29 protein-coding genes and 1 tRNA gene are annotated in these 26,336 nt (G+C 63.9%); 19 read left to right on the top strand and 11 right to left on the bottom strand.

Translation table 11 applies throughout. From position 1 onward, the window contains the following. Positions 1-3 precede the first annotated feature (3 nt). Together ABD884_RS22950 and ABD884_RS22945 are read right to left on the bottom strand one after the other, a co-directional pair. The gene (locus ABD884_RS22950; RefSeq protein WP_345055232.1) at positions 4-486 is read right to left on the bottom strand and encodes an FHA domain-containing protein FhaB/FipA; all 483 of its coding nucleotides are present in this window, start codon (positions 484-486) and stop codon (positions 4-6) included. Between the two features lie 5 nt (positions 487-491). Continuing rightward, positions 492-1,235 carry an FHA domain-containing protein gene (locus ABD884_RS22945; RefSeq protein WP_028267941.1) on the bottom strand — a complete coding sequence of 248 codons (744 nt, stop codon included), beginning with the start codon at positions 1,233-1,235 and terminating at the stop codon, positions 492-494. A gap of 361 nt (positions 1,236-1,596) precedes the next feature. Here ABD884_RS22945 and ABD884_RS22940 point away from each other — a divergent pair. Then, positions 1,597-1,679: transfer RNA gene (locus ABD884_RS22940), tRNA-Leu, on the top strand. 117 nt (positions 1,680-1,796) lie between these two features. Here the strand turns inward: ABD884_RS22940 and ABD884_RS22935 are convergent. Further along, positions 1,797-2,471 (bottom strand): TetR/AcrR family transcriptional regulator, encoded by a 675-nt coding sequence (locus ABD884_RS22935; protein WP_345052502.1) that lies wholly within the window; start codon positions 2,469-2,471, stop codon positions 1,797-1,799. Between the two features lie 139 nt (positions 2,472-2,610). On the opposite strand from ABD884_RS22935, the gene ABD884_RS22930 reads away from it, so the two are divergent. Continuing rightward, positions 2,611-4,011 (top strand): flavin monoamine oxidase family protein, encoded by a 1,401-nt coding sequence (locus tag ABD884_RS22930; RefSeq protein ID WP_345052499.1) that lies wholly within the window; start codon positions 2,611-2,613, stop codon positions 4,009-4,011. A 61-nt stretch (positions 4,012-4,072) separates the two neighbouring features. Here the strand turns inward: ABD884_RS22930 and ABD884_RS22925 are convergent, their stop codons facing one another. Further along, entirely contained in the window at positions 4,073-4,768 is a 696-nt protein-coding gene (locus ABD884_RS22925; protein WP_345052494.1) for a hypothetical protein, read from the bottom strand. A gap of 49 nt (positions 4,769-4,817) precedes the next feature. Continuing rightward, positions 4,818-5,267: a DUF5997 family protein gene (locus ABD884_RS22920; RefSeq protein WP_028267944.1), complete on the bottom strand. Its 450-nt coding sequence runs from the start codon at positions 5,265-5,267 to the stop codon at positions 4,818-4,820. A gap of 168 nt (positions 5,268-5,435) precedes the next feature. Between ABD884_RS22920 and ABD884_RS22915 the strand changes: the two genes are divergently transcribed. The 6 genes from ABD884_RS22915 to ABD884_RS22890 are packed head-to-tail and all read left to right on the top strand — an operon-like array spanning position 5,436 to position 10,017. Then, positions 5,436-5,846, top strand: a complete 411-nt coding sequence (locus ABD884_RS22915; protein ID WP_345052489.1) for a TOBE domain-containing protein — start codon at positions 5,436-5,438, stop codon at positions 5,844-5,846. Continuing rightward, positions 5,843-6,676, top strand: coding sequence for a molybdate ABC transporter substrate-binding protein (gene modA, locus ABD884_RS22910; protein ID WP_345052484.1), 834 nt, complete (start codon positions 5,843-5,845; stop codon positions 6,674-6,676). The genes ABD884_RS22915 and modA overlap by 4 nt, the downstream gene beginning before the upstream one ends. A gap of 6 nt (positions 6,677-6,682) precedes the next feature. Then, positions 6,683-7,486: an ABC transporter permease gene (locus ABD884_RS22905; protein ID WP_345052480.1), complete on the top strand. Its 804-nt coding sequence runs from the start codon at positions 6,683-6,685 to the stop codon at positions 7,484-7,486. Beyond that, complete coding sequence (locus ABD884_RS22900) at positions 7,483-8,547, top strand: sulfate/molybdate ABC transporter ATP-binding protein (protein WP_345052476.1); 1,065 nt, start codon at positions 7,483-7,485, stop codon at positions 8,545-8,547. The genes ABD884_RS22905 and ABD884_RS22900 overlap by 4 nt, the downstream gene beginning before the upstream one ends. 48 nt (positions 8,548-8,595) lie before the next feature. Further along, on the top strand, positions 8,596-9,387 hold the full coding sequence (locus ABD884_RS22895; RefSeq protein ID WP_376953743.1) for a LysR family transcriptional regulator substrate-binding protein: 792 nt from the start codon (positions 8,596-8,598) through the stop codon (positions 9,385-9,387). Between the two features lie 3 nt (positions 9,388-9,390). Next, the gene (locus tag ABD884_RS22890) at positions 9,391-10,017 is read left to right on the top strand and encodes a LacI family DNA-binding transcriptional regulator (protein ID WP_345052466.1); all 627 of its coding nucleotides are present in this window, start codon (positions 9,391-9,393) and stop codon (positions 10,015-10,017) included. Positions 10,018-10,082: 65 nt separating this feature from the next. On the opposite strand, the gene ABD884_RS22885 is transcribed toward ABD884_RS22890, so the two are convergent. Next, positions 10,083-11,192 carry a GTP pyrophosphokinase gene (locus ABD884_RS22885; protein WP_345052461.1) on the bottom strand — a complete coding sequence of 370 codons (1,110 nt, stop codon included), beginning with the start codon at positions 11,190-11,192 and terminating at the stop codon, positions 10,083-10,085. Positions 11,193-11,356: 164 nt separating this feature from the next. On the opposite strand from ABD884_RS22885, the gene ABD884_RS22880 reads away from it, so the two are divergent. The 6 genes from ABD884_RS22880 (at position 11,357) to ABD884_RS22855 (ending at position 15,838) form a co-directional block, all read left to right on the top strand. Further along, positions 11,357-12,169: an alpha/beta hydrolase gene (locus ABD884_RS22880; RefSeq protein WP_345052457.1), complete on the top strand. Its 813-nt coding sequence runs from the start codon at positions 11,357-11,359 to the stop codon at positions 12,167-12,169. A 66-nt stretch (positions 12,170-12,235) separates the two neighbouring features. Further along, a complete protein-coding gene (locus ABD884_RS22875) occupies positions 12,236-13,204 on the top strand; it encodes a carbohydrate kinase family protein (RefSeq protein ID WP_345052453.1) in 969 nt (322 codons plus the stop codon). Beyond that, on the top strand, positions 13,201-13,725 hold the full coding sequence (locus ABD884_RS22870) for a YbhB/YbcL family Raf kinase inhibitor-like protein (RefSeq protein ID WP_345052451.1): 525 nt from the start codon (positions 13,201-13,203) through the stop codon (positions 13,723-13,725). The genes ABD884_RS22875 and ABD884_RS22870 overlap by 4 nt, the downstream gene beginning before the upstream one ends. Positions 13,726-13,769: 44 nt before the next feature. Next, positions 13,770-14,579 carry a Cof-type HAD-IIB family hydrolase gene (locus ABD884_RS22865; RefSeq protein WP_028267954.1) on the top strand — a complete coding sequence of 270 codons (810 nt, stop codon included), beginning with the start codon at positions 13,770-13,772 and terminating at the stop codon, positions 14,577-14,579. A 168-nt stretch (positions 14,580-14,747) separates the two neighbouring features. Beyond that, positions 14,748-14,996, top strand: a complete 249-nt coding sequence (locus tag ABD884_RS22860) for a hypothetical protein (RefSeq protein WP_345055225.1) — start codon at positions 14,748-14,750, stop codon at positions 14,994-14,996. 56 nt (positions 14,997-15,052) lie between these two features. Further along, the gene (locus ABD884_RS22855) at positions 15,053-15,838 is read left to right on the top strand and encodes a glycerophosphodiester phosphodiesterase family protein (protein WP_345052446.1); all 786 of its coding nucleotides are present in this window, start codon (positions 15,053-15,055) and stop codon (positions 15,836-15,838) included. Here the strand turns inward: ABD884_RS22855 and ABD884_RS22850 are convergent. Beyond that, positions 15,780-17,057 (bottom strand): RNA polymerase sigma factor, encoded by a 1,278-nt coding sequence (locus ABD884_RS22850; protein WP_345052442.1) that lies wholly within the window; start codon positions 17,055-17,057, stop codon positions 15,780-15,782. The two genes, ABD884_RS22855 and ABD884_RS22850, sit on opposite strands and share 59 nt — an antisense overlap. 7 nt (positions 17,058-17,064) lie before the next feature. Continuing rightward, positions 17,065-17,415 (bottom strand): YciI family protein, encoded by a 351-nt coding sequence (locus ABD884_RS22845; protein WP_345052439.1) that lies wholly within the window; start codon positions 17,413-17,415, stop codon positions 17,065-17,067. Between the two features lie 131 nt (positions 17,416-17,546). Between ABD884_RS22845 and ABD884_RS22840 the strand changes: the two genes are divergently transcribed. Both ABD884_RS22840 and ABD884_RS22835 read left to right on the top strand, forming a co-directional pair. Next, on the top strand, positions 17,547-18,689 hold the full coding sequence (locus ABD884_RS22840) for a glycerate kinase (protein WP_345052436.1): 1,143 nt from the start codon (positions 17,547-17,549) through the stop codon (positions 18,687-18,689). 125 nt (positions 18,690-18,814) lie between these two features. Then, on the top strand, positions 18,815-19,405 hold the full coding sequence (locus ABD884_RS22835; protein ID WP_345052433.1) for a GatB/YqeY domain-containing protein: 591 nt from the start codon (positions 18,815-18,817) through the stop codon (positions 19,403-19,405). A gap of 66 nt (positions 19,406-19,471) precedes the next feature. On the opposite strand, the gene ABD884_RS22830 is transcribed toward ABD884_RS22835, so the two are convergent. Continuing rightward, entirely contained in the window at positions 19,472-20,824 is a 1,353-nt protein-coding gene (locus tag ABD884_RS22830) for a uracil-xanthine permease family protein (RefSeq protein WP_345052430.1), read from the bottom strand. A 188-nt stretch (positions 20,825-21,012) separates the two neighbouring features. Here ABD884_RS22830 and ABD884_RS22825 point away from each other — a divergent pair, with 188 nt between their 5' ends. Continuing rightward, positions 21,013-21,618 (top strand): malonic semialdehyde reductase, encoded by a 606-nt coding sequence (locus tag ABD884_RS22825; protein ID WP_345052426.1) that lies wholly within the window; start codon positions 21,013-21,015, stop codon positions 21,616-21,618. A gap of 80 nt (positions 21,619-21,698) precedes the next feature. Then, the gene (locus ABD884_RS22820; RefSeq protein ID WP_425548302.1) at positions 21,699-22,280 is read left to right on the top strand and encodes a 2'-5' RNA ligase family protein; all 582 of its coding nucleotides are present in this window, start codon (positions 21,699-21,701) and stop codon (positions 22,278-22,280) included. On the opposite strand, the gene pgm is transcribed toward ABD884_RS22820, so the two are convergent. Then, positions 22,277-23,953, bottom strand: coding sequence for a phosphoglucomutase (alpha-D-glucose-1,6-bisphosphate-dependent) (gene pgm, locus ABD884_RS22815; RefSeq protein ID WP_345052422.1), 1,677 nt, complete (start codon positions 23,951-23,953; stop codon positions 22,277-22,279). The genes ABD884_RS22820 and pgm overlap by 4 nt on opposite strands. A 203-nt stretch (positions 23,954-24,156) precedes the next feature. Between pgm and ABD884_RS22810 the strand changes: the two genes are divergently transcribed. Beyond that, entirely contained in the window at positions 24,157-24,756 is a 600-nt protein-coding gene (locus tag ABD884_RS22810) for a DUF4190 domain-containing protein (RefSeq protein WP_345052419.1), read from the top strand. A gap of 78 nt (positions 24,757-24,834) precedes the next feature. Here the strand turns inward: ABD884_RS22810 and ABD884_RS22805 are convergent, their stop codons facing one another. Next, complete coding sequence (locus ABD884_RS22805; RefSeq protein WP_345052415.1) at positions 24,835-26,304, bottom strand: peptide MFS transporter; 1,470 nt, start codon at positions 26,302-26,304, stop codon at positions 24,835-24,837. Positions 26,305-26,336: the final 32 nt, after the last annotated feature.

Here is a 26,336-nt window from a genome sequence, read left to right as displayed (position 1 = left end):
GGGCTACGCCCTCAATTCGATGACCGTCTTGCCGATCCTCACGGGGACGCCAAGCTCCACCGGCAGGGCGCGGGTCAATTGCTGGTCGGCGAGATAGGTGCCGTTGGTGGAGCCTAGATCTTCGATGAACCACCGGCTGCCTTGGGGAAACAAGCGCGCGTGCCGGCCCGAAGCGTAATCATCTTCCAGGACAAGCGTGGCTTCTTGGGCGCGGCCCAAGAGGATGGGGCTGGCCGCCAAAGGAAGCGTGGTCCCCTTAAGCGGACCTTCGACGACGACGAGTTGGCGGGCCTGCTGCTTCACTGGTTGGGGCGGTGCAGGGGCGAGTTCCGGATGCTTGCGTACTTCGCGCGCCGTCGGCGTTCCCATGGCTGCTTTGCGGCCGATCACGAGATCACGGCGCATGGTCGAGACGATGCTGAAGATCAGTACCCACAGCAGCAGGAGGAAGCCGAAACGGAGTGCTGTGATGGTGAGTTCGCTGATGTCGCTCACGGGCGCCCACCAGAGGGCAGGGGAAGAAGTCTGAAAATGATCTTGGTCCGTCCCATGGTGATGGTGGATCCGTCAGTAAGTTCCACGCTACCGTCCACTTTGTGGCCGTTGACGTAGCTTCCGTTGGTGGAACCGAGGTCCACGGCGCGGGTCACGCCGTCCACAGTTTGGATTTCAAGGTGCTTGCGTGAAACGCCGGTGTCATCCACCGGGATGTCCGCCTCGGAGGAGCGGCCTAGCACGATCGAAGGTGCGTTGAGGGAATAGCGCTGTCCGCCAATGTCGAGTACAGGCTGGAGCCGTGTGGGTTCACGCCTTGGCGCTGCGGGGACAACGGGCTTCGGGGCGGCAGGCGCGGCGGTCCCGTTGGATTTCTCGGTGCTGGACGCGATTTCGAAGTGGCCTTCGCGCTGGGCGTCGTCGTGCTGGAAGGAGATCCGCACCGGACCCTGCAGAATGTAACCTTGGCTGCGCACGTGCTGGATGACGACGTCGCACAACTCTTCGGCCAAGGGCGTTCCCCACTCTTGGGCCCGGGCGAAGTCTCCATCGCTCAAATGGACATCGAAGACGTTGGGAACCAACGTGCGGCCGGCAGCGATGGTGATGGACTCGTGGTCCAGTTCGCGGCGAAGCCTGCTGGCTATCTCCACGGGTTCCACCCGCGCACGCGACCCCGTGGAGAAGACGCCGCGGACGGCCTTTTCGAGGCCACGTTCAACCCTGTCAAGCAAGCCCATGGTCCTTCTCCTTCCGTTTCGGTGACCCTGCAGTATGAATAGCCGTGACGCATCCTTGCAGTGGCCGCAGCGCACGCAAAGAGCCTGTCCTCAACCCCGATACTACTGGGCAAGACTGTGAATGCTCTTATTCCACAACGCCCGGAACGCCGGAAAAGTTCGCCGGCTCGTCTGATTTCACCGCCTCTCGTGAGCGATTTCTGTAGTGCGCAGCGAGGCGGCGATCCAGCAATTCCAGGGGTTTCACGCTCCTGTTCTTAGTCGATTGGTGTTTTCAAGTCCTTGTCCGTTATGCTTGATCTCGCTGCTTTCGCAGGGGTGAGTCAGGGGAATCCTGGTACAGCCCGGCGAAAGAAGTTGCGCGCGAGTGGCGGAACGGCAGACGCGCTGGCTTCAGGTGCCAGTATCCGAAAGGGTGTGGGGGTTCAAATCCCCCCTCGCGCACGCATTTGAAAGGAACCCCGGTTTTTTGACCGGGGTTCCTTTGTTTAACCCCCCAACTAACTCGCACTTGTTGTCGTTTTGGCGGCTCATAACGACGTTAAGTGCGAGTTAGTTGGGCTACACCCTTAGCCCCCCGAGCCCGGTGATCAGGGCATCCAAGCCCAGGCTGAATGCCAGGTCGGAGGTGGAGTTATTCCCCTCGGATCCAAGGCTGCGGACCGCAGAGGTGAAGTGCGGCGTCGAGTCGGCCAGCTTGCCGGAGTCGAAAATGTCCGCCGGTGCATTCGCGTCGAAAGCAGCCCCGAAAATGTATGCCTCGAGGGCGACGATGCTCGGGATGATTTGCTGCTCTGGGAAACCGGCGCGGAGGAAGCCCTCAGTCACGGCTTCGTACATTGCGAGGGTCTGTGGCGCGTCCGTGACCGGAAGGACTGCGATCACGGAGATTAAAGGAGTGTGCCTGGCGAAGATGCCACGGTAGGAATACGCCCACTGCCGGACTGCGTCCTCCCAAGGCAGCGTGCCGAAGCCGCCGGAGTCCACTTTGGACATCAGGTCCTCTTCAACCAGCTTGAGGACCTCATCTTTGGAGGACACATGGTTGTAAAGGGCCGACGGCGCCACGCCCAGGGAGCGGGCGAGTGCGGCCATGGTGAGGCCGTCGTAGCCCTTCTTGCTGATCAGTTCCAATGCGGCTGCAGTGATGCCGTCCTGGTCCAGGACCGCCGCCATTGGCCGGCCCGCCCTCCGGCGCGCTTTGGTCTCCCCGGGAGCAGGGGTGGGTGCAGGCATCGCTGACCTTTCTGGAAGCTGTGTCAAAGCATTATTCCACCGGGGTCTTCACAGCCGGGGCCACGCCGGTTACAGTTGAGATAAATGAATGCCATTCATTTATTGGTCAGCCAACGGGGGCGGCCACAGAAAGGACATCATGTTGAATCTTGATCGCGACGTCGTCATTGTCGGTGCTGGTCCGTCGGGGCTGACGGCCGCACGCGAATTGAAGAAGGCCGGACTCAGCGTGGCCGTGCTCGAAGCGCGCGACCGCGTCGGAGGCCGCACGTGGACCGACACCATTGACGGAGCCATGCTGGAAATCGGTGGACAATGGGTGTCCCCGGATCAGTCCGCCCTGATGGGACTCTTGGACGAATTGGGCCTGAAGATGCACTCCCGCTACCGCGATGGAGAGTCTGTCTACTTGGCGCCGGATGGCCACCGCACCCGCTACACCGGGGCTTCCTTCCCGGTCAGCGAGACCACCGCAGCCGAGATGGACCAGCTTACGGCCACCCTGGACAGGCTCGCCGCCGAGATCGGCCCCGAGGAGCCTTGGGCGCACCCCAAGGCCCGCGAACTGGACACCATCTCCTTCCACCACTGGCTGCGCCAGAACTCCACGGACGAGGAAGCCTGCAACAACATCGGCCTCTTCATCGCCGGAGGCATGCTCACCAAGCCCGCCCACGCTTTCTCGGCGCTGCAGGCCGTGCTGATGGCGGCTTCGGCAGGTTCCTTCTCCAACCTCACCGACGAAGACTTCATCCTGGACAAGCGGGTTATCGGCGGCATGCAGCAGGTCTCCCTGCTGATCGCCGCTGAATTGGGCGACGACGTCGTACTTAACAGTCCCGTCCGAACCATCAACTGGGAGCCAGCTGGGGGAGACGGCGAAGGCCACCGCGTCACGGTCGAGTCCGAGTGCGCCATCGTCAATGCGCGATTCGTCATCATGGCGGTCCCGCCGAACCTGTACTCCCGGGTGTCCTTCAACCCGCCGCTGCCGCGCCGCCAACACCAGATGCACCAGCACCAGTCCCTGGGCCTGGTCATCAAGGTCCACGCTGTCTACAGCACGCCGTTCTGGCGCGAAGACGGCCTGTCCGGTACCGGCTTCGGTGCGGACGCCTTGGTCCAGGAGGTATACGACAACACCAACCATGGAGATACCCGCGGCACCTTGGTGGGTTTCGTGTCCGACGAAAAGGCCGATGCCGTCTTCGAACTCAGCGCCGAGGAGCGCAAGAAAGCCATCCTTGAGTCCATCGCGAACTTCCTGGGCGAGAGGGCCTTGGATGCCGAGGTCTACTACGAATCCGATTGGGGCTCCGAGGAATGGACCCGCGGTGCCTACGCGGCCAGCTACGACCTGGGTGGCTTGCACCGCTACGGCAAGGACCAGCACGCCAACGTTGGGCCCATTTACTGGTCCTCCTCCGACCTCGCTGCGGAAGGCTACCAGCATGTGGATGGAGCAGTCCGGATGGGCCAGGCAACGGCCGCCAGGATCGTCACCGCCAACAACCGCGTAGCTACTGTGCCGGTCTCTTAGGGCGCGCGGCTAATCCACGCGTGAGGTCTTGGCGCTTTCACACCCCGAAAGAGCCGAGACTTCACTTTTGGAATCCGGGCAATTCGGCTGGCTGGTTGCGGATCGTCGCAGAAATGCCCGCAGCCGCTTCAGCTTCGGCCATCGCGGCATCCAACAGCTCGACGGCGCTCGGATAGTCCGTCCCAGCGGTGATCCGGCAGCGTTGCGCTTCCTGGAGAGCCCGAACCAAGGCAGCGGTTTGGGGAATATTAACGTCGCTCATGCCGGGGAAGTCGATGCCCCTGGCAGGGTCCAGCTCGTACTCTTTCCAACGGGCCAAGAGGGCGTCATGACGAGCTGCGGCGTCCGCGAACCCCGCTCGGTTTTCGGGCTTGCTTTGACGCTTCTGCTCCAACTTCCGGCCGACTGAGAAGGCCGCAAGAGCAGCACCGACGCCGAGGAAGAGCATCAAAAGTCCGACGGCGGGCGAGGCCAAGGCGGGAATGACGATTGCCGGGACAACCACCACGAGTCCGGCGAAGACGTTCCAAAAGATGGCGTCGGGCTCTTTGACGAGGTCACGGTTGCGGTGGCCGAGCGGATCGCGCAGGGGGACATGTCCACTCTCGGCGCTTCCCTGGGCGACGCCCTTGCTGACGGCATGGACCGTCAATGCAACAGCGCACATGATCAGGATTGCCCATAGGGCGATCTCCCAGACCGTCAGCTGGACTCCAGTTGTGGCGGGCAATCGGACCACCTCCACGCGAATGCGCACGCTTCACCTTCAGTATGCGCTGAGCAAAGCGTGGAGGCGAGTGGTGGGACTAGGCGTGGTCCCGCTTGGATGCCTTGGGTGCGTCCCGCTTTGCCGAGGCGTTCGTCTTCGCTTCCTTGGTGGCTTCCTTCTTGGTGGCTTCTTCCTTGATGCGCTTCGCCTCGGAGCGGACGGCTGCATGGGTGGCGCGCTCGACGACGAGCCACTGCGGGGGAGCTGCCAGCAGCTCGGTGATTTCCGCCGTCGTCAGGGGCTCGGTGATCCCGCCGCGGGCGAGCCCGCTGATGGAGATGTTCAGCTTCTGGGCCACCACGGGACGCGGGTGCGGACCCGTCCTGCGGAGTTCGGCGAGCCACTCCGGCGCGTTGGCCTGGAGCTCGGCGAAATCGGCGCGGGTGATTTCCGAATCCTGGAACTCCTGGGGTGTTGCGGGCAGGTAGATGCCAAGTTTCTTGGCAACGGTGGCCGGCTTCATGGACTGGGAGTTTGCAGAGGTCATGGTTCAAGGGTATCCGCCACCGCGGGGAAGTGGCACAGCGGCGGACGTGCTGCGGGGGCCGGGGTTCCGTCCCTTGGGTGGCCAAGCGACCCACCCGCGGACTGTCATATACGGTTTTGCGGTTAATAGTTCTAGTTTAAAACGCATATGAGGTTCTAGGATGGATTCATGCCGCATATACGAGTCTCCGAGGCCGCCCGCTTCCTCGGGGTCAGTGACGATACCGTTCGCCGGTGGATTGACCACGGGTCCCTCACGGGGATGAAAGACGAGTCCGGTCGGCTGGTAGTGGACGGACTAGAGCTTGCCCACGTGGCTCGTGAGCAGGCAGCGCTGCCCGAGGACCCCACCAACGTTGGCCGCTCAGCCCGTAACCGCTTCGTTGGCTTGGTCACGGGAATCATTACGGACAAGGTCATGGCCCAGGTAGAGCTCCAATGCGGGCCCTTCCGGGTGGTGTCCCTTATGAGCAGCGAGGCTGTCCACGAACTTGGCCTCGAGCTGGGATCCGTGGCTACGGCCGTCGTCAAGGCCACCACCGTCATTGTTGAAACCGCGCAGGGAAAGAGCATTACGTGAAGATCGCACGCATGAACATCGGGGTTCTCGTGGCAGCAGGGAGCTTGCTCGTAGGGCTGGCCGGCTGTGCCGGGACCCCAGGCACTAACGGAAACAGCGCAACGAGCAGCAGCTCAACAAACAGCAGTTCAACAAGCAGCAGCTCGCCCCAGCTCTCCGGCACCGTCACGGTCTACGCCGCAGCCTCGCTCAAAGCAACGTTCACTACGCTGGCCTCGGAATTCGAAGCGAAGAACCCCGGCACCAAAGTGGTCCTCAGTTTTGCTGGATCCTCGGACTTGGTCACGCAGATCACCCAGGGTGCCCCGGCCGACGTCTTCGCTTCCGCGGACACCAAGAACATGGGCAAGCTGTCCGACGCTTCCCTCCTGGACGGGAAGGCAACGAACTTCGCCACCAATGTCCTGACCATAGCCGTTCCGCCGGCCAATCCGGCGTCGATCTCTTCCTTCGCGGACCTCGCCAAGCCCGGCGTGAAGGTGGTTGTCTGCGCCAGCCAGGTGCCGTGCGGGGCAGCTGCCCAGAGCGTGGAGAAGGCCACCGGCACCACCCTGAAGCCCGTGAGCGAAGAGTCGTCGGTGACCGACGTCCTGGGCAAGGTGACCTCGGGCGAGGCCGATGCCGGCCTGGTCTACGTCACAGACGTCAAGAGCGCTGGAGACAAGGTCAAGGGCGTCCCTTTCCCCGAGTCCAGCAATGCGGTCAACACCTACCCGATCGCCACGGTGGGAACCAGCAAGCACAAGGACCTTGCCGCGGCCTTCATCAGCTTGGTTACCGGCAGCGAAGGCAAGAAAGTCCTCGGCGACGCAGGCTTTGGCGTACCGTAGGCGCTGATGAACTACAGCGGGATACCGCGTTGGGTCTACGGACTGGCGGCAGTGGGCGGCTTGTTCGTCTTGCTGCCCTTGGCCGCCATGGTCGTGAAAGTCGATTGGGCCCAATTCATCCCGTTGGTGACCTCCGAGTCCTCGCTCACTGCGCTGGGTCTCAGCCTTCGCACCTCCGCAGCGAGCACAACCCTCTGCGTCCTCCTCGGCATTCCCTTGGCCCTCGTCCTTGCCCGGCGGCCCTTCCGCGGTCAAAGGCTCCTCCGCGCCTTCGTCCTCCTGCCCTTGGTGTTGCCGCCGGTGGTGGGCGGCATCGCGCTGCTCTACACCTTCGGGCGACAGGGACTTCTGGGCAAGAGCCTTGAGCTCGCGGGCATCCAGATCGCTTTTTCGACGACGGCAGTGGTCCTGGCACAGGCGTTCGTCGCGTTGCCCTTTCTAGTAGTCAGCCTCGAAGGCGCCCTCCGGACGGCCGGAAACCGCTACGAAGCCGTTGCTGCGACGCTTGGTGCCCGCCCCAGCACGATTCTGCGGCGCGTGACCGTGCCCATGGTCCTTCCGGGGCTCGCCTCCGGAGCGGTGTTGTCCTTTGCCCGCAGCCTGGGAGAATTCGGGGCAACCCTCACGTTTGCGGGGAGCTTGCAGGGTGTCACGCGAACTCTGCCGCTGGAAATCTACCTTCAGCGCGAGACCGACGCCAATGCCGCCGTCGCCCTTTCGCTGGTGCTTGTAGCCGTGGCGGTGATCGTCGTCGGGCTGTCCTACCGGCGTCCGCGCCGGGCGGATATCCCGGCAGAGGCCGCGGCATGAGCTTCCACATCGAAGCCACTGTGCGCGCCCGCAACTTGGACGTGTCCTTGAGCCTTGGACCGGCGGAAACCGTGGCGATCCTCGGACCTAACGGGGCCGGGAAATCAACGCTTCTTTCCATCGCGGCAGGGCTCTTGCGGCCCGACGCCGGCTCCGCACGTCTGGGGGAGCGGGTCTTGTTCAACCTCGACGGCGGCAGCCGGTTATGGACCCCGCCGCATATTCGCGGTACCGCACTGATGGCACAGGAGCCGTTGCTTTTCCCGCACCTGAGCGTCTTGGACAACGTGGCATTCGGCCCACGCAGCGCTGGCGCTTCGAGGGCACAATCGCGTGAAACTGCGCGGTACTGGCTTGCTGAAGTCGATGTCACGCAGTTGGCCGGACGGAAGCCTGGGCAGTTGTCCGGAGGACAAGCCCAGCGCGTTGCCGTGGCCCGGGCGCTGGCAGCCAGCCCCGAGTTGTTGCTCCTTGACGAGCCGATGTCTGCCCTGGATATCCATGCCGCTCCGCATTTGCGCCGGCTCCTCAAGCGGGTCCTTTCGGGACGTCGCGCTCTGATAATCACCCACGATGTCCTGGATGCCCTGATGCTCGCGGACCGGGTGATCGTCATGGAAAAGGGCCGGATCGTGGAGGAAGGCGCCACCCGTGAGGTCCTTCGGCGGCCCCGCAGCCAATTCGCCGCCGGCCTCGCCGGAGTGAACCTCATGGCGGGCACCGTCACGGAGGACGGTCTCAGGACGGTCGCCACAGGGGAACTTCCCAGCCTGCACGTCGCGGGACACCTCGACGACGAAGCGGAACCGGGCCAGCCCGGCGTCGCCGCCTTCCCGCCGTCGGCCGTTTCCGTGTTCCTGGATGCTGCGCACGGCAGCCCGCGCAACTCTTTTCCGGTTGGCATCACGGATCTTGAACCGCACGGAGACCACATTAGGGTCCGGGCCGGGGATCTCGCGGCCGACATCACGCCGGCGGCGTCCGCGGAACTGGGGTTGGAACCGGGATCGCGCGTCCATTTTGTGGTCAAGGCGACGGCGGTCCAGGTGTACGCCGCGTAGCTTGGCTTGGCGCTGCGTTGGCAGCCGAGTGAGCGGTACTGTGAACTGGTGCCTGCCGATCAAGAATCCCCGCCCGCCATTGGAGCCCCAGAGGCCTCCGATAGAGCCGGTGCTCCCGACGCTTCCGATGCCTCCGACGCCGAAACGAGCGGTCCCCGGGAGCTGCGTTTCGCCTATGTCGCCGGCGTGACGCCCGGGAAGTGGATCCGGCGCTGGGAAGATCGCATGCCCGATGTTCCGCTGCACTCGTTCATGTCCGACGACGCCGCGCAGCTTGAGGTGTTGCGCGATGGTTCCGCGGACCTCAGTTTTGTGCGCTTGCCTGTGGACCGCGAAGGACTCCATGTCATTCCGCTTTACGAAGAGCAGCCCGTGGTGGTAGCTCCGAAAGGGCACGAGATCTCCGTGTTCGAAGAGGTGGCACTGGAGGATCTCGCGGAAGAGAACTTCCTGGATGTTGCCGAGATGGGAGGTCCGGAGCTGGCCATGCAGGTAGTGGCTTCCGGTGCGGGGCTCGTGGTCTTGCCCATGTCCGTGGCCCGGCACTTCAATGTCAAGGACACGGTGGTGCGTCGCCTGACCGGGGCTGAAGGGACCCAGATTGCTCTGGCTTGGCCGAGCGATTCCACGAGTGAGGTCATCGAGGAATTCATCGGTATTGTCCGTGGCCGCACGGCGCAGAGTTCCCGGCAGCCTTCGGCACAGCAGGAGAAGCCCAAGAAGGCAGCTAAACCGGACCGGCGCGGCACTGGCGCCAAGAAACCGGCCGTGGCGCAGCGCTATGCCCCGAACCCGGACAAGGGCCGCGGCAAGGGCTCCCGTAAGAAAGGAAGGCGCTAGGCGATGGGGCTTGGAGCGAAACCGACCATTCGGGACGTTGCCAAGAGCGCCGGCGTTTCCCTCACCACGGTGTCGTATGTTTTGTCCGGGCGCCTCGGCGGCACCACCCGCATCAGCGAATCCACGCAAGCGCGCGTCCAGGCGGCTGCCAAGGAACTGGGTTACGTACCGAACCAGGCGGCCCGGGGAATGCGCCGCGGCAAGACCGATCTTGTGGCGATTGCCATTGGCGACCTCGAATGGCCGTGGGACCGGGCTTTGGCCACGACGGCAGCACGCATTTTGCCCCAGCACGGCTACCAGCCGGTGATCCTCATCGGAGAAGGTTGGCGGCGCTTCATGCTCTCCGGCGGGGCCGACGGCGCGATCGTTGGCGCCCTTCCTCCAGGTACCGTTCTTGACCTCACGGTGGGCGAGCTCGCACGGCGGGGAGTAGCCCAGGTCATCATCTCGGACACCATGCAGCCGGCCGGTTTCGACGTGCTGGCACCGGGTTCCGCGGGCCCTGGATCTGCCGCCGGCACTCCGGATCCGGAAGCCCTCGAAGGCGCTATCAGGATGCTCCTTGACCGGCTCGCCGGGCGCACCGTCGGCGCCGGGACCGCCGTGGCTGCGCCGTGGAAGTTCTGATCTCCCAGCCCAACTAGCTCGCAGTAGATGTCGTTTTGAGCCCTCAAAACGACATCTACTGCGAGCTACTTGCTGTTGTTGGTCAGGCGGTATCGCTCAATCTGCTTGAGCCGCCGCTGGAGGCTGTCCCGCCGGGGGTGGGGGACGACGTCGGGCGCCTCGGCTGTGAGGTCGATGTGTTCGGTGCCGTACTGCCACAGCAGGAGGTCATCCAAGAGGCGGTCGGGTCCGGGGGAGTAGCGGTGGTCCAGGGCTTTGCGCACTTCGGTGATGCGGTTGGCGCTGAGGAGTCCGGCTAGCTCCACGGTCTTGTTTAGCCCGTGGGCCGCAAGAAGCTCCGCGGCCCAGCCCCAGTCGTCGTCCACTTTACGGTCAACATGCGGAAGCAGCGTCCGCCAGACGTCCCGCACACGGTTGGGCGTGAGGGGCATGGAACCTTCGCCCTCGAGATCCCAGTAGCCGCGGACTTCCTCGTAGCGTTCGTGGAGGTCGGCGAAGGCACTCTCGACGGTTTCCAGCATGGCCGCGGTGGCGGTGAACTGGCGGTCGAAGTGCGGCGTCCAGGCCCGTGGATCCTCGGCCTTGAAGCGGATGTCGTGTTCGATCTCGCTCCAGGCGTGCGCAAATACCGTACGGATCTGGCACTCGAAGAAGTAGCTGCCGTTCGGTGGAATGTCCGGATTGAAGACTTGTTGGTATGCCTTCACCGACTCGTTCTGGATGGTGCGCAGGATGAGGTGGCGGCTTGAATATCCGTACGTGCCGGACTCGATGGATCCGATGTCCTTTTCAAGGTCGCCTCGGCAATCGAAAAGCTGGCGCTGACGTTTGATCAGGTTGGCCACCGCAGCGTTTTCGGCCGGAAGCTTGGTGATGACGCGCAGGCCCACCATGTCGTTCAAGGTCCGGAACGGGTCCGGGAACTTCAGCACCCGCGGGCCGCCGTCCAGGGGCGCCTCGGTCCGGGAAATCTTCTCCCGGAAAGATTCGACCGTCTTGGTGCGTCCCGTGACGAAGAGGGGCACGGATTCGCTGTCCTTGAGCATGTCCCGCAGAGTCAGCAAGACGTCGCGGGTGACGAGTTTCAGCGCAGGCCGGACGCGTTCGTAGAGCTCCACATTCGCCTGTACTGATTCGCGCAGCTGAGGATCCAAGCTGTCCCAATTGCTAGCCATGCCTCCAGCTTACGGCTGTGGGCCGACAGTTTCGGGAGGGGGTCCGTACGAGCACGGGGCCGGGTTCCCGTGAAGCGGCCATTGACCCGGAGCAAGATCTCCACGGCCTTGGCTCCCCCTACGCGGCGTTTCGCCGCGATAGGCTCGGCACAAAGGAGGACACGATGAAGCGGCACAAGTATTACTACGGGGAGCACCCCAGCCAATGGGGCGAGCTCTTCGTCCCTGACAACTCGCTGCAGCCACACCGCAGTCGGCCAGACGGAGTGGTGGTGGTGATCCACGGAGGCTATTGGCGGTCGCAGTACGGCGCCGAACTCGGTGAGCCGATTGCCAGGGACCTGGCTGCGCATGGAATAGCCGCCTGGAACCTTGAGTATCGGAGGGCTGGCAACGGTGGCGGCTGGCCGCACACCTTCGAAGACGTCCTCACGGGAATCGACCACCTGAGCGAGATTGCCGGGGCGCACGAACTCAACCTCGACAAAGTGGTTGCGCTTGGCCACTCCGCGGGTGGCCATCTCGCGGTCTGGGCGGCCGGACGGGAAAAGCTTTCCACGATCGGCGCCCCGGACGCCGATCGTCAACTCCATCGGCACGACAACGGCTCGTCAGTGAAGCTGAGCGGCGTCGTCAGCCAATCGGGGTTGCTGAACCTGGCGGATGCCGAGCGACTCAACTTGAGCAACGGCGCCGTCGACAACCTGATGGGTGGCGACTCGGTGAGATACCCCAAACGGCATATCTATGCGGACCCCATGAGTTCGCTCCCGCTTGCCATCCCGGTTTTTGCCGTTCACGCTGCGGCGGACGACGACGTCCCGTGCAGCCAATCCGAGGGCTATGTTGCCGCAACCACGGCTTCCGGGGGTGCGGCTCAGTTCCTCAAGGTACCAGGTGACCATTTCGATCTGATCGACCCCAGGGCGGTTGCGTACAAGAAGTGCCGGGAGTTGGTGCAAAGGCTGCTGGCGTGAGGCTTGCTGAGACAAACCAGCTGCTATCGCGAGACGCACACTGCCTCCGCGTGGCAGAGTTGTCCCATGCTGACAGTCATAGGTGAAGCGCTGGTTGATGTCGTTCAGCGCTCCTCGGGAGTTGCTGCCCACGTGGGCGGCAGTCCCCTCAATGTTGCCGTCGGATTGGCCCGGCTGGACCACGCAGTGCAGTTCGTCGGGCGCTTCGGCAAGGACGCCTACGGAGACTCGATTGCGGCCCACCTGCGGTCCAGTTCCGTTATGGTCCCCCTCCCGCCGGACGAGAGTCCCACCAGTGTGGCCACGGCCCTGATCGACGACGACGGCGCGGCCAGCTACACCTTCGACCTCATATGGGAGCTTCCCGGACTCGCCGCGCGACTGCCCTTCATGCTCCAGGGGACATCGCTCCTGCACACCGGCTCCATCGCCACGATGTTGGAGCCGGGCGCCGCTGAAGTCCTTGCCGCCGTCGAGCATGCCCACCCGAACGCGACCATTAGCTTCGACCCGAACTGCCGTCCCAGCATCATCAAGGATCGGGACTATGCGCGCGCCCAGGTGGAGCGCTTCGTTGCGCTTGCCGATGTGGTCAAGGCATCCGACGAAGACCTCGAATGGCTCTATCCGGGCGTTGACGCCTTGGAATCGGCCCGGCACTGGCTGCGCTTGGGCGGGAGCGCTGGTCCGGCCATCGTCGTCGTCACACGGGGAGCAGCTGGTCCGTGGGGCGTCACCGCCGCGGGTGAGGCTCAAGTGGACGCCTCCAAGGTAGACGTGGCGGATACGGTGGGCGCGGGGGATTCCTTCATGGCCGCACTGCTCTCCGGGATCGTCGACCACGAACTGGCAGGGGCACAAAACCGGGAAGAGCTCCACGCCCTGCCCGTCGAAGTACTTGAAGAGATCCTCAACCACGCAGCGCGCGCCGCAGCTATCACGGTGTCCCGACCAGGCGCGAACCCGCCCACGCGCGCCGAACTCAACGCCCTTCAGCCGTCCGAGACCGAGTCAAGCATCGAAAGGCAGCCATGAGCTACGCCGATCTTCCAGACGTCCCGTCCTTTGATGTGAGCAGCGAGTCGTTCCGGGACGGTGAGGCACTGCGCAGCGCCCAGACCAGCAAACGCTTCGGGGTGGCCGGCGGAAAGGATGAATCCCCGCAGTTGAACTGGAGCGGCGCCCCGGATGGCACCAAGGGCTACGTTGTCACCGTCTTTGATCCCGATGCGCCCAGAGCTGGTGGTTACTGGCATTGGGCTGTGGTCAACGTGCCAGCCAGTGTGAGCTCCTTGCCGGCCGGCGCCGGGGCCGTAGGTGGTTCGCGCTTGCCGGCAGGTGCATTCCAGCTGAAGAACGACGCCGGGTTCCCCGGTTATCTGGGTGCCGCGCCTCCGCCCGGGCACGGCCCGCACCGGTACATCGTGGCCGTCCACGCCGTCGATGTCGCAGAGTTGGGTCCCGACGCCGGGGCCTCCACGGAAGCACTCGTCCATAAGTTGGCTTCGCACACCTTGGGCCGGGCCGTCATCACGGGCCAATTTGAGCGGCACTAGCCCTTGGCGGGTTCGACGGCGGGCGCCCCACGTAGACTGACATAATGCGGCTCGTAGCAAGTGACATTGACGGCACCATCCTTGGCCATGACGGCAGGATCAGCAGCCGCACCATCAGCGCATTCCATGCGTGCCGCGACGCCGGCATCGAGGTGGTGTTCGTGACCGGGCGGCCGCCACGCTGGCTCCACCCTCTCCGCGAGCAGATCGGCCACACCGGTATCGTCATCTGTTCCAATGGAGCCGTGGTGTGGGATCTTGAAGCCGACAAACTGATGTCCTCCAACGCCTTGAGTATCGAGTCAGTGCTGGAGGCCCGCCGGATCATCAAGCGGCTCCGTCCAGACGCACTTTTCGGGGCCGAAACCCTTGCCGGATTCCACCTCGAACCAGGGTTCATCGAGAACGAGACCAGTGAGCTCCTGGCAGAGTTCACGCCGGCCCGGCTGGACGAAACGCTCACCGCGGAAGACGCCGTCGTCAAGTTCCTTGCGGTGACCCGGAGCGGAACGCCGGATGCCTTCCTGGCGGAGGTGCAGCCCGCCGTCGCGCATCTCGTGGAGACTACCCACTCAGCGCCACGGACGGCACTCCTGGAAATGTCCGCCCCCGGTGTCAACAAGGCCGTGACGTTGGCTGAATATGCGGCATCCCGGGGCATTGTCGCCGCGGATGTGGTGGCCTTCGGGGACATGCCCAACGATGTCGAGATGCTCCGCTGGGCAGGCGACGGTTACGCGATGGCCAGCGGCCACCCCGAAGCCATCAGTGCGGCAGGACAGCAAGCCCCGCACTTCAACGATGACGGTGTGGCCCAGATCCTCGAGGCGAAGCTCGCTTCCCTGCGCGTCTAGCGTCCTGAGTCCAACTAACTCGCACTTGTTGTCGTTATCAGGGCTCAAAGCGACATCTAATGCGAGTTAGTTGGGTCCGCTTACCCTTTACACAGCTTCAGTCCAACTGCCGTTCAACTACTCCCCATAGGCTCTTGCCATCATTCGATACTTATCACAGGGGACATGATGGCAAAGAGGAAGACGACGGGGTGGCCCGAGGCGCCAGTTCTCCGCGCAGTGCCGGCTGAACATTGGAAGCAGTTGCGCCGCGGAGACCGCGTGAAGGTCAAGCTCGCGCCGGGGTTTGAGAACCCTGGCCAGGTGGACGCCGTGTCGGGTGACCACAGCGTGGTTTGGGTGAACCTCGACGGCGGCCGCGGCCGCACGCTGGTGCACTGCGGCGACGGCGTGGAGATCGTCCCGCAGGAATCCTGAGGGGGTCGCGGGCCTCGCGGCTAACTCGCCAGGGGTCCCCGGGCTACGCTACCGATGTGAGCCCAAATCTGCCCTTCTTCAGCCGCCCGGACGGGCAAACGGCACCGCTTGCCTTCGCGCACCGCGGATTTTCGCCGGAAGGGCTCGAGAACTCGGCCTCGGCGTTCACCGCCGCGCTTGAGCTTGGCTTCACGCATGTTGAAACTGACGCACGCACCACGGCCGACGGCGTGGTGCTCCTCTTCCATGACGAGACCCTGGACCGCGTCACGGACAGCCAAGGCCAGATCTCCAAGCTCGCCGCCGCCGAGGTTGCCAAGGCGCACATCGGCGGCCGCGAAGGGATTGCGCTCCTGGCAGGCACCCTGGCCGACTTCCCCTTGGCACGGCTGAACATCGACGTCAAGGATTGGCACACCGTCAAAGCCCTCGCCGAGGTCATTGAACGGCTCGATGCGCATGATCGCGTGTTGATCGCGAGCTTCTCCGACCGCCGGCGTCGAGCGGTCCTACGCCTGCTCCGCCGTCGAACGGCTTCTTCGGCGGGGATTGTCTGCAACGCCGCCTTCGCCTTGCTGGGACCGCTTCTTCCGGCACGTTGGCTGCGGAAGATCCTGCACGACGTCGACGCCCTCCAAGTGCCGGTCCGCTACGGACCCTTGACGGTAGTGACGCCCGGTTTCGTACGACGGGCGCACCGGCTTGGACTGCAGGTCCACGTCTGGACGGTCAACGAAGCCGCAGAGATGGCCAGGTTGTTGGATATGGGCGTGGACGGCTTGGTCACCGACCGTGCGGATCGTCTGAAGTCGGTGCTGCAGGGCCGGGGGCAATGGTGGTGAGCGCCTGGGCTCGCGCTTCCAGGAAGTCCCATTCCGCGCCGTTCTTGGTGCGTTCCTGCGCGGCACGGTATGCGGCGACAGCTTCGTCGTCGCGGCTGAGGCGCCGGAGCAGCTCAGCCCGCACGGCGTGGAACAAGTAGTAATTGCCCAGTTCAAGAAGGTCGACGGCGGCCAGGCCCGCAGCGGGTCCTTCCACCTCCGCGAGGGCGACTGCCCGGTTCAAGGCGACTACCGGCGTCGGCTCCATGGCAATGAGTTGCCCATAGAGCGCCAGGATTTGTCGCCAATCGGTGTTCGCCGGGTATGCGGCATCGCTGTGCACCGCGTTGATGGCAGCTTGGAGTTGGTACGGCCCCGGCTGATTCAGCTTCAAGCATTCCCGTACCAAGCGTTGCCCTTCGGCAATCAAGCCGGTATCCCAGAGGCTGCGGTCCTGGTCCGCAAGCCGCACCAGGCCGCCCTCGGGACTTGTCCGGGCGGCGCGGCGGGCATCAAGCAGAAGCATGAGGGCCAGGAGCCCTTTGGCTTCGGGCTCATCGGGCATGAGTTCCATGATGAGCCTGCCTAGACGTATGGCCTCGCGGCAGAGGTCTTCGCGAACCAACCCGGCGCCCGAGCTCGCCGCATAGCCCTCGTTGAAGACCAGGTAGATCACGGCCAGTACCGATTTCAGCCGTTCGGGCAGTTCAGCTCCCGTTGGCACACGATAGGGGATATGGGCGTCGCGGATCTTGCCTTTAGCTCGTACCAGGCGCTGGGCCATGGTGGGCTCGGGCACCAGGAATGCGTGGGCAATTTCGCCGGTGGTGAGCCCGCCCAGGAGTTTGAGCGTCAGGGCGACCTGCGCGGCCCGGTTGAGGGCGGGGTGGCAACATGTGAAGATCAGCCCGAGTTGGTTGTCATCCACTGAATCGACCTCGATTCCTTCGGCTTCGTCACCGTGCAGCCCGCCGTGCAGCAGGGCGGCCTGGGCGATCTTTTCCCTCCCGGTAGCCTCTCGGCGTAACCGATCGATGGAACGGTTGCGGGCCGTGGTGATGATCCAGCCGGCCGGACTAGGCGGGAGCCCGGCGGCTGGCCAACGGGCCACCGCCTCGGTGAAGGCATCCTGGACCGCGTCTTCGGCCGCGTCGATGCTGCCCAAAACACGGACCAGGATAGCCACGGAGCGTCCATACTCTTCGCGGAATATTTGTGCGATCTCCGAAATATGGATCATAGGGAAACTATTCCCGATATCCCGCGAACGGCCGGACCTCGATAGGCAAAGTGGTAGCTTGGGCGGCCTTGCGTCCCCACTCCAGTGCCCCGTCTAGATCCGGGGCTTCGATGATCCACAGTCCACCCACATGCTCCTTGGCCTCCGCGAAGGGGCCATCCATGATGAGCGCTTCACCGTCCTTCATCCGCACCACTGTGGAGGTGCTGGCGGGGTGCAGCCCACCCGTGAAAACCCAAGCCCCGGCGTCGCGCATTTCCTGGTTCAGGACGTCGAGATCGGCCATGATCTTGTTAAGGAGCTCGGGTTCCGGAATGGGGCCGTCGGGCTGGTAAATGCTGAGCAGATAGCGTGACATGACTGTTCCTCCTTGGGGTGTGGCGCCGGCACCCTGCCCGCGTCTCATCCTCTATACGAACGGCGTGAGCTGTTTTCGACATCCCTACCCACGGATCTGCGAAAAGCCTAGCCCGCTGGCAGGATGGAAGCATGCGCATCCTGATAGCCCCGGACAAGTTCAAAGGCTCCCTCACCGCTGCCGAGGCTGCATCGGCCATGGCCGACGGCGTATTGCGTGTCTATCCGGATGCCGTGGTGACGCAATTCCCCATTGCCGACGGCGGAGAAGGAACATTGGAAGCGGCCGTGGCGGCAGGCTACGAGGAGCGGATCACCGCCGTCGTGGGCCCCATTCTCAAACCTGTGGGTGCCGCATGGGCTATCCGGAAAAATGCCTTCGGCGGAGCGACCGCGGTGATCGAAACAGCGCAAGCGTCCGGACTGGCGCACATGGAGCCGACGCCGGAGAACGCTTTGCGCGCCCACAGCTACGGTTGCGGCCAGCTCATCGCCGCAGCTCTCGACGCCGGAACCAACGAGATTGTGCTCGGTGTGGGCGGTTCCGCCATGTCCGACGGCGGCAGCGGGGCCTTGCGCGCGCTCGGGCTCAAGCCCCTGGACGCGGCCGGGAACGTGGTTCCGCTCGGCGGAGGCTCGCTCGCCGACGTCGTGTCCCTCGACCTTTCCGGGCTGGATCCGCGCCTGACCGTGGTGAGGTTCCGGATCGCCGTCGACGTCCAGAATCCGCTTTTTGGCGACGGCGGCGCCGCGCATGTTTTCGGCCCGCAGAAGGGCGCGGATGAGGAGGCTGTGGAGTTGCTCGACGCCGGCCTGCGCAACTGGGCTTCCCTGCTCAGGGAAGCTGGCGGTCAGGACGTCAACGTGCCCGGTGCCGGCGCGGCTGGCGGATTCCCGGCGTCGTTCCTGGCCTTCACCCAGGCGACGCTGGAAGGCGGGTTCGCACTCGTGGCGGGACTCACGGGACTTCCTGAGCAGCTTGCCAGCGCGGATTTGGTGATCACCGGCGAAGGTTCCATGGACTCGCAGTCGCTGACCGGCAAGGCACCCATCGCCTTGGCCGATTCAGCGCATGGGCATGGCATCCCTGTGATTGTGGTGGCAGGCAGGATCGTTGTAACGCCCGAGGAACTGGCCGGGCACGGGGTGGTTGCCGCGGCACAGTTGCTCGATGTTGCGCAGCGCAAGAACGGAGTGCCCGACGCCGACGACGCCGTAGCGAACGCCGCCAAGTACCTGGCGTGGGCCACGAGCCAGGTACTCGAAGGGGTCTAGCCACCGTCCACCAAGGGACATGCCCTCCGGTGGACACGAGGAATGGACATAGTGCCAATATGTCCATTCCTGAGTGCCAAGAGGGGGCATGCTCAATGGGGCCAGGCGTCGTCGCAGGGCAGATAATGAAGGTACAAGTATGGCTTGAACTTCTGCCATGCGCCTACGATGCGACGACCCCGCCGGGACGCCGTCACCGCCTGCCGGGCTGGCAGCCGGCCAGCACGGCAATTCGAATCGAGGAGCACACCATGACCACCTTGAAAGAGCGCCTGCACGCAGACGTCGTCAGCCATATGAAGGACGGTAACCGCATCGCGCTGAACGCCACGCGCAACGTCCTCAGCGAGATTGACACCCGTGAGAAGGCCGGGAAGACGCCCATCCATCTGGACGACGCCCACATTACGGCGATGTTGCAGCAGGAGGCTTCCCAGTACCACGAGGTCGCTCGTCTTTACGAGGAGGCCGGAGAGTCCGAGCGTGCCGCTACGGAGATCGCGGATGCCGAGGTACTCGAGGCCTACCTGCCAGAACCGCTAACCCTCGAAGAAGTCGAGTCCATTGTTGACGAGGTCATAGCCTCCCGGAAGGCCGACGGCGTGGAGTTGACCCTTCTGCACATGGGGTATGTCATGAAACCGGTCAACGAAAAGGTCGCTGGCCGCTTCGACGGCAAGGCGGTCAGTGAGATTGTCCGCAAGCGCCTGTCATAGCTAATGGTGCTCGGCGGGGAGGGCAACCCTCCCCGCCGAGCACATGAATTGCCCTGGGACGGGCCCTTACGGCTTCTTCCCGCTCCTCTTAGCCGCGGAATTCATCGCCGATTTCACAGCCGGCGGCAGCCCCGCCGTCTCCGTCTCCGGCTCGGCGACGGTCCCACGCCAACGGGCCAGGCCCTTCATGCCGTGGTAGACCACCAAAGCAGCGGCCGAACCCAACGCGATGCCAGTGAACTTCAATTCGCCGATGGTCCAGGTGTAATCCGCGATCCCGATAATCAAAGCAACCGCGGCCGTGGTCAGGTTGATCGGGTTGGAGAAGTTGACCTTGTTCTGCACCCAGATCTTCACGCCCAGGACGCCGATCATTCCGTAGAGCATGGTCGCGGCGCCGCCCAGGACGCCAGCGGGTACTGTGGCGATCAGTTCGCCGAACTTGGGCGAGAAGCTCAGCAGGATGGCGAAGATCCCGGCAACCCAGTAAGCCGCCGTCGAGTAGACCTTCGTGGCTGCCATGACGCCGATATTCTCGGCATACGTTGTGGTGCCGGAGCCGCCGCCGAACCCGGCGAGGACCGTTGCGACGCCGTCGGCCATCAAAGCACGCCCGGAGACGTCGTCGAGGTTGCGTCCCGTCATCGCGGCGACGGACTTCACATGCCCTACGTTCTCAGCCACAAGCACCAAGACAACCGGCACGAACAAGCCCACGACGCCGAGGTGGAATTCGGGCGTCTGGAAATGCGGCAGTCCGATCCACGAGGCCGCGTCCATCTTGGAGTAGTCCACTTCGCCGCGCGCCATGGCGGTGAAGTAGCCCACCACTACACCCGCCAGGATACTCAGGCGGCCCAGAATACCGCGGAACAGGACGCTCACCAAGATGATCGTCACGAGCGTGGCGAGGGCGGTGACCGGGGCTTTGTCGAAGTTCGCTTTCGCGGCGGGCGCCAAGTTCAGTCCGATCAGGGCGACAATTGCGCCCGTGACGATAGGCGGCATTGTCCGGTTGATCCACTCAGCACCGAACTTTTGCACCACTGCGCCGACAAGCGCCAGTACGACGCCGGCAAGCACCACTCCGCCGAGCGCACCGGGAACGCCGAACTGCTGTTGGGACGCCAGGATGGGGGCGATGAAAGCAAAGCTCGAGCCAAGGTAGCTGGGTACGCGGCCCTTCGTGATGACTAGGAACAAGAGGGTGCCGATGCCGGAGAAGAGCAGCGTGGTGGCCGGTGGCATGCCCGTGATGATGGGTACCAGGAAGGTAGCGCCGAACATCGCGACGACGTGCTGCATGCCAATGCCGATAGTCAGCGGCCATGCAAGCCGCTCCTCGGGTGCCACCACGTGTCCCGGCCGGATTGTTTTGCCGTTTCCGTGCAGCTTCCATTTGGTTCCGAGCATGCTCATCGACGGGAGCCTTCCCTGAAAGTTGTGATTGTCCGGGTGCAACCTTACCGCCCGAATGGCTTGTCCCTGCCGCTGTGTGGAACGTCACGTGGCTTCGCGGGAAGAGGAAGCCCGAGGCTGAAGTTGCAACCATGGAAAGCATAAGCGCCCGGCCGTCCACGGCTGCGGGCACAGCGAAAGGTATGCGAATGACGATCGCCCACGAAGAAGCAGTGATTGACTCCGCAGCAGTCGACGCCATCTTTGCCGAAGCCCGCACGGCCAATTCCTTTGCCGGTGAAGTCTCCGAGGAACAGGCCCACGCCATCTACGAGCTGACCAAGTTCGGCCCGACGGCGTTCAACTCCCAGCCGTTGCGCGTCACCTACGTCCGTTCGGACGAGGCCCGCGCGAAGCTCGTCGGGACCCTTTCTCCGGGAAACAAGGCCAAGACCGCTTCCGCCCCGCTGGTCGCAGTCCTTTCTTACGACACCGCCTGGCACGAGCAGTGGGACAAGTTCCTCCCCGTCTACGCGGCCCCCAAGGCTATGTACGACGTCAACCCCGAGCTCGCCGCAGCCACGGGCAACAATAACGCCCACCTGCAGGCTGGCTACTTCATCCTCGCCGTCCGTTCCCTCGGGCTTGCGGCCGGCCCCATGACGGGTGCCGACTTCGCCGCGATCGACGCCGAGTTCTTCCCGGCCGGGGATCAGAAGAGCTTCCTCGTGGTTAATATCGGCCAGCCGGGCCCGGACGCATTCGGCGAAGCCAAGCCGAAGTTCGCGTATGAGGACGTCGTCCGCACCGTCTAACGCCACCGGCCCATGTGACGCTCGCTCACTTTTGTTCCCTTTTCCGCCTACGCTCCTTCACGACTTGTGATGGAGCGTAGGTGTTTAAGGCCGGATATGTGAGCGAGCGTCGGCCCCGGGACGAGCGGCTTCGGTGGCAAGATTTCCTTATGCGGAACCTGAATTTGGTGGCGTTCGTCGAATCGGTGGCTGACGGGCTGATCTTCCCGCGCAGCGACTGGCCGCTGCACATCACTCTGTTGAGGTTCGACGTCGAGCCCTCCGACGATGACGACGTCGCCGCTCGCCTCAGCGAGCTTGTAACGGCACCCGCGATGGGCGCCTTGGGGACGGACCTTACCGTCGGGCCCGACGCCGGATTCGGTCACCAAGGTTCCATTGCGGTCAGCCTCGTGGAACACCATCCCATTTTGCAGGGCCTGCACGAAGAATTGTTCGAGGCCGTGGCAAGCATCGGAGGGCGCCCGGCAACCCCGCAATACGTCATGGAGCACTACCGTCCGCACATTTCGCACCACGACGGCAAGCGGCCCAAGCCGGGTGACGCCGTCGTGCTTAATCAGATTGCGCTGGTGGACATGGCGCCGGAAGGCAACCACACCATCCGTCGAATCCTGAAGTTGTGGCGCCTCCCGGCGGAGCCAAACGCCCCCGAGGGCTAGGAGATCACGCCGTCCACGAGTGCCTTGGCCTCTTCTTGGACCTGCTTGAGGTGGTCGGCGCCTTTGAAGGACTCGGCGTAGATCTTGTAGACGTCCTCGGTCCCGGACGGGCGGGCCGCGAACCAGGCGTTCTCCGTCACCACCTTGAGGCCGCCAATTGAGGCGCCGTTTCCGGGAGCCTCGGTCAGCTTGGCCGTGATTTCTTCTCCTGCCAGCATGGTTGCGGTGACATCCGCAGCGGAGAGTTTGCCGAGCTTGGCTTTCTGCTCACGCGTGGCCGCGGCGTCGATCCGGGCGTACACGGGCGCGCCGAACTGATCGGTGAGGCCCTTGTAAAGCTGCGACGGCGACTTGCCAGTGACCGCCGTGATCTCGGAGGCCAACAGGGCCAACAGGATGCCGTCCTTGTCGGTGGTCCAGACGCTGCCGTCGCGCTTGTTGAAGGACGCACCGGCCGATTCCTCGCCGCCGAAGGCGCCCTCGCCGGAGAGCAGCCCCGGGACAAACCACTTGAAGCCCACGGGAACCTCCACGAGCTTGCGCCCCAGACCCGCAGCTACGCGGTCAATGATGGAGGAGGACACGAGGGTCTTGCCGACAACGGAGTTCGGATTCCAGCCCGTGCGGTTGCGGTACAGATAGTCGATCGCGACCGCGAGGTAGTGGTTCGGGTTCATCAACCCGCCTTGCCCATCAACAAAGGGTGTCACGATGCCGTGGCGGTCCGCGTCGGCGTCGTTTCCGGTGGCGATGTCGAAGGCGCCCGTGCCGCCCGAAGCACTGTCGGACATACGTTTGATGAGTGAGGCCATGGCTGACGGCGAGGAGCAGTCCATGCGGATCTTCTCGTCCCAGTCGAGGGTCATGAATGCCCACTGCGGGTCGACGGTGGGGTTGACCACGGTCAGGTTGAGCTGGTGACGCTCGCCGATTTCACCCCAGTAGTCCACGGACGCGCCGCCCATGGGGTCTGCGCCGATGCGGACGCCGGCAGTGCGGATCGCATCGAGGTCCAAGACGGAGGGGAGGTCGTCCACGTAGCTGCTCAAGAAATCGAACTTCCCGGTGGCATCTGCCTTGAGTGCGTCGTTCAGCGGAATACGCTTGACGCCGCGCAGCCCGTTTTCCAGGAGTTCGTTGGCACGGTTGGCGATCCAGCCGGTGGCGTCCGTGTCGGCTGGGCCGCCGTGCGGAGGGTTGTACTTGAAGCCGCCGTCGGCCGGAGGGTTGTGGCTCGGGGTGACTACGATGCCGTCCGCCTGAGGCTGCCCCGTGCCGGCCTCGTTGTTGTACTTGAGGATTGCGTGGCTCAGCGCAGGGGTGGGCGTATAGCCGTGGCGCGCGTCGATGAGTACATTCACCCCGTTGGCCGCAAGCACTTCAAGGGCAGAATTTTGTGCAGGTTCGCTCAGCCCGTGAGTGTCCTTCGCGAGGAAGAGAGGGCCGGTGATGCCCTGCCCGGCACGGTATTCCACGATCGCCTGGGTGATAGCGAGGATATGCCCTTCGTTGAACGAGGCCTTCAGGCTCGACCCCCGATGCCCGGAGGTGCCGAAGGCAACGCGCTGGGCGGGATCGCTTAGATCCGGCGTCACGTCGTAGTACGCGTCAAGAAGAGCGGTGATGTCTACAAGGTCCTGGGGAAGGGCAACTGTGCCCGCACGGCTAGCCATTGACCCAGCATGCCAGACGGTTCTGTGCGCTTGAAGAGAAAACCGACTATTGGGGTGCCTGTGACTCCTTATTTCCGCTTCACTGACGAAGATTCACTGCACGTTTACCGGAATGCGGCACGTTCTGGGAAGCCGGGCCCATAAGCTTATGTGCGCCTTGGCTCGGCGGTAGGCTTGGCACAAAGACTCACAGGGGGATTTCCATGACCGATCAGCCAGCCAGACCCGAGAACGCTCCCCAGGGCGAGGAACCGCCGAAGGGCTACGAACCGCCGTCGTACGTTCCGCCTGCGGCCCCAGCTGCGGATCAATCCGGTGAGAACCCGTACGGCGGGCAGCCGTTTGCCTCGCCGGCTGCATCGGGCCCGTACGGCCAACCGCAATCGCAGCCCCAGCCGCAGCGGCCGCACGAACCGTTCGGCCAGCAGCAAGGTGGTCCGAGCCAATTCGGCCAGCCCGCTTCGCCTTATGCTCAGGCCCCGCAAGGCCAGCCCGGATATGGACAGCCCGCCAGCCCCTACGGACAGCCCACTTACTACGGCATGCCGGCCGAGCCCAAGGGCTTGAGTATTGCCAGCATGTGCTGCGGTATCGCGGTCTTCATTGGATTCGGCTTCTTCTTCCTGCCGCAGATCGCTGCCGTGATCCTCGGGCACATGGCCCTTAAAAAGGAGCCGGCCGGCAAGGGCATGGCTATCGCCGGCCTCGTGATGGGATACCTCGGCATCGTCGGCGCGATCATCGTCTGGGTCGGTTTCGCGATTCTTGCCACGACCGCTTCGCACTATAACTACAACTACTAGTAACGACGACGGCGGCCGGAGCGCTGGGCGGGAATCCCACCCAGCGCTCCGGCCGCCGTCGCGGTTTAAGCGGGTGTCCTAACGCACCCCACTCATCAACTTCTTGATGCCGGGCGAGCCTGCTGCCAAAGCCACTGCGATCACCACTGCGGTGCCGCCGACGCCCAGGAAGTACGGCATTTCGTTGTCAGGGTTGTACAGCCCGGCCAGAATTCCGGCCAGCGTGGTGCCGAGCGATACCGAGAGGAAGAACAGGGCCACCATCTGGGTATGGAACGCCTGGGGTGCCAGCTTGGTGCTCACGGACAGGCCGATGGGGGACAGGAACAGTTCCGCCAGGGTGAAGAGGAACAGGATTCCCACGAGCACCAGCAGCGGGGTCTTGCCCGCACCGGTCAGCGGGATGAAGGCCAGGAACGCCAGGCCCATGACGAAGAGTCCGGCGGCAAATTTGACGGGGGAACCCGGCTGCTTCGGGCCGAGTTTGGTCCAGAGGGCGGCCATGACGCCGGCAAAGACGATGATGAATACCGGATTGATGGACTGCACCCAGGCGGCGGGCATCTCCCAACCGAAGAGGTTGCGGTCCAGCTTTTCTTCCGAGTAGACGGCAATGAAGGTGAATTGCTGCTGGAAGAGCGCCCAGAATGCCGCCGAGGCAATGTAGAGCGGAATGAACGCGGTAACCCGCTTTCGCTCGATCGGCGTGACCTTCTTGCTTCGGAAGATCAGCGTGAAATACAGCACCGAGACGGCGATTGCTGCGTAAGCCATGCTGCGGGCCAGATTGCCCGGGTTCACCGCACCGCTCAGAAGCAGCACAGCGATCACGACGGCGATGCCCAGGAAGATGAGCCCGTAGCGGCGCCGCTGTGCTGAAGGAAGGGGGTTCGGGACGCGGTGCGCTTCTTCCGGGAGCTTGTTTCGGCCGAGCGCGTAGATGACGAGGCCGATCGCCATGCCAACTGCGGCCGCGCCGAAGCCCCAGTGGAAGCCGTTGCTTTCCTGCAGCCAGCCGGTGACGATCGGGCCAATCAGGGCGCCGATGTTGATACCCATGTAGAAGATGGAGAAGCCGGCGTCACGGCGCTCGTCCTTCTCCTTGTAGAGGCTTCCGACCAACGCCGTGGCATTCGCTTTGAGGCCACCGGAGCCCACTCCCACGAGCACCAGGCCCGCTACCAGGCCCGGGATGCCGGGGAGAAGTGCGAGGGCGACGTGGCCGGCCATGATCATGATGGCCGAACCGAACAGAACTCGCTCTGAGCCGAAGATCCGGTCCGCCAGCCAGGCGCCCAGGATCGTGGAGAGGTAGACGCCTCCGCCATACGCGCCAACCAATCCGGCGGCGAGCGATTTGTTGATCGATAGTCCGCCGTGGTCTGCGGTGAAGTACATGTAGTAAAGCAGGATGCCCTGCATGCCGTAGAAGGAGAAGCGTTCCCACATTTCCACGGAGAAGAGACTGGCCAGCATCTTTGGGTGGCCGAAAAATGACGTATCGCCCGTGTTTTTGGCGGGCGTCCGCGTGTCAAGAGTTGTGCTCATCTAATCCATGGTGACATTGACTGAGCGCATTG

Origin of the sequence: Arthrobacter methylotrophus (assembly GCF_039539965.1) — a bacterium.
Lineage (GTDB): Bacteria > Actinomycetota > Actinomycetes > Actinomycetales > Micrococcaceae > Arthrobacter > Arthrobacter methylotrophus.
The sequence above is the reverse complement of the archived record's forward strand: the minus strand, read 5'-3'. Positions and strand labels throughout refer to the sequence as shown.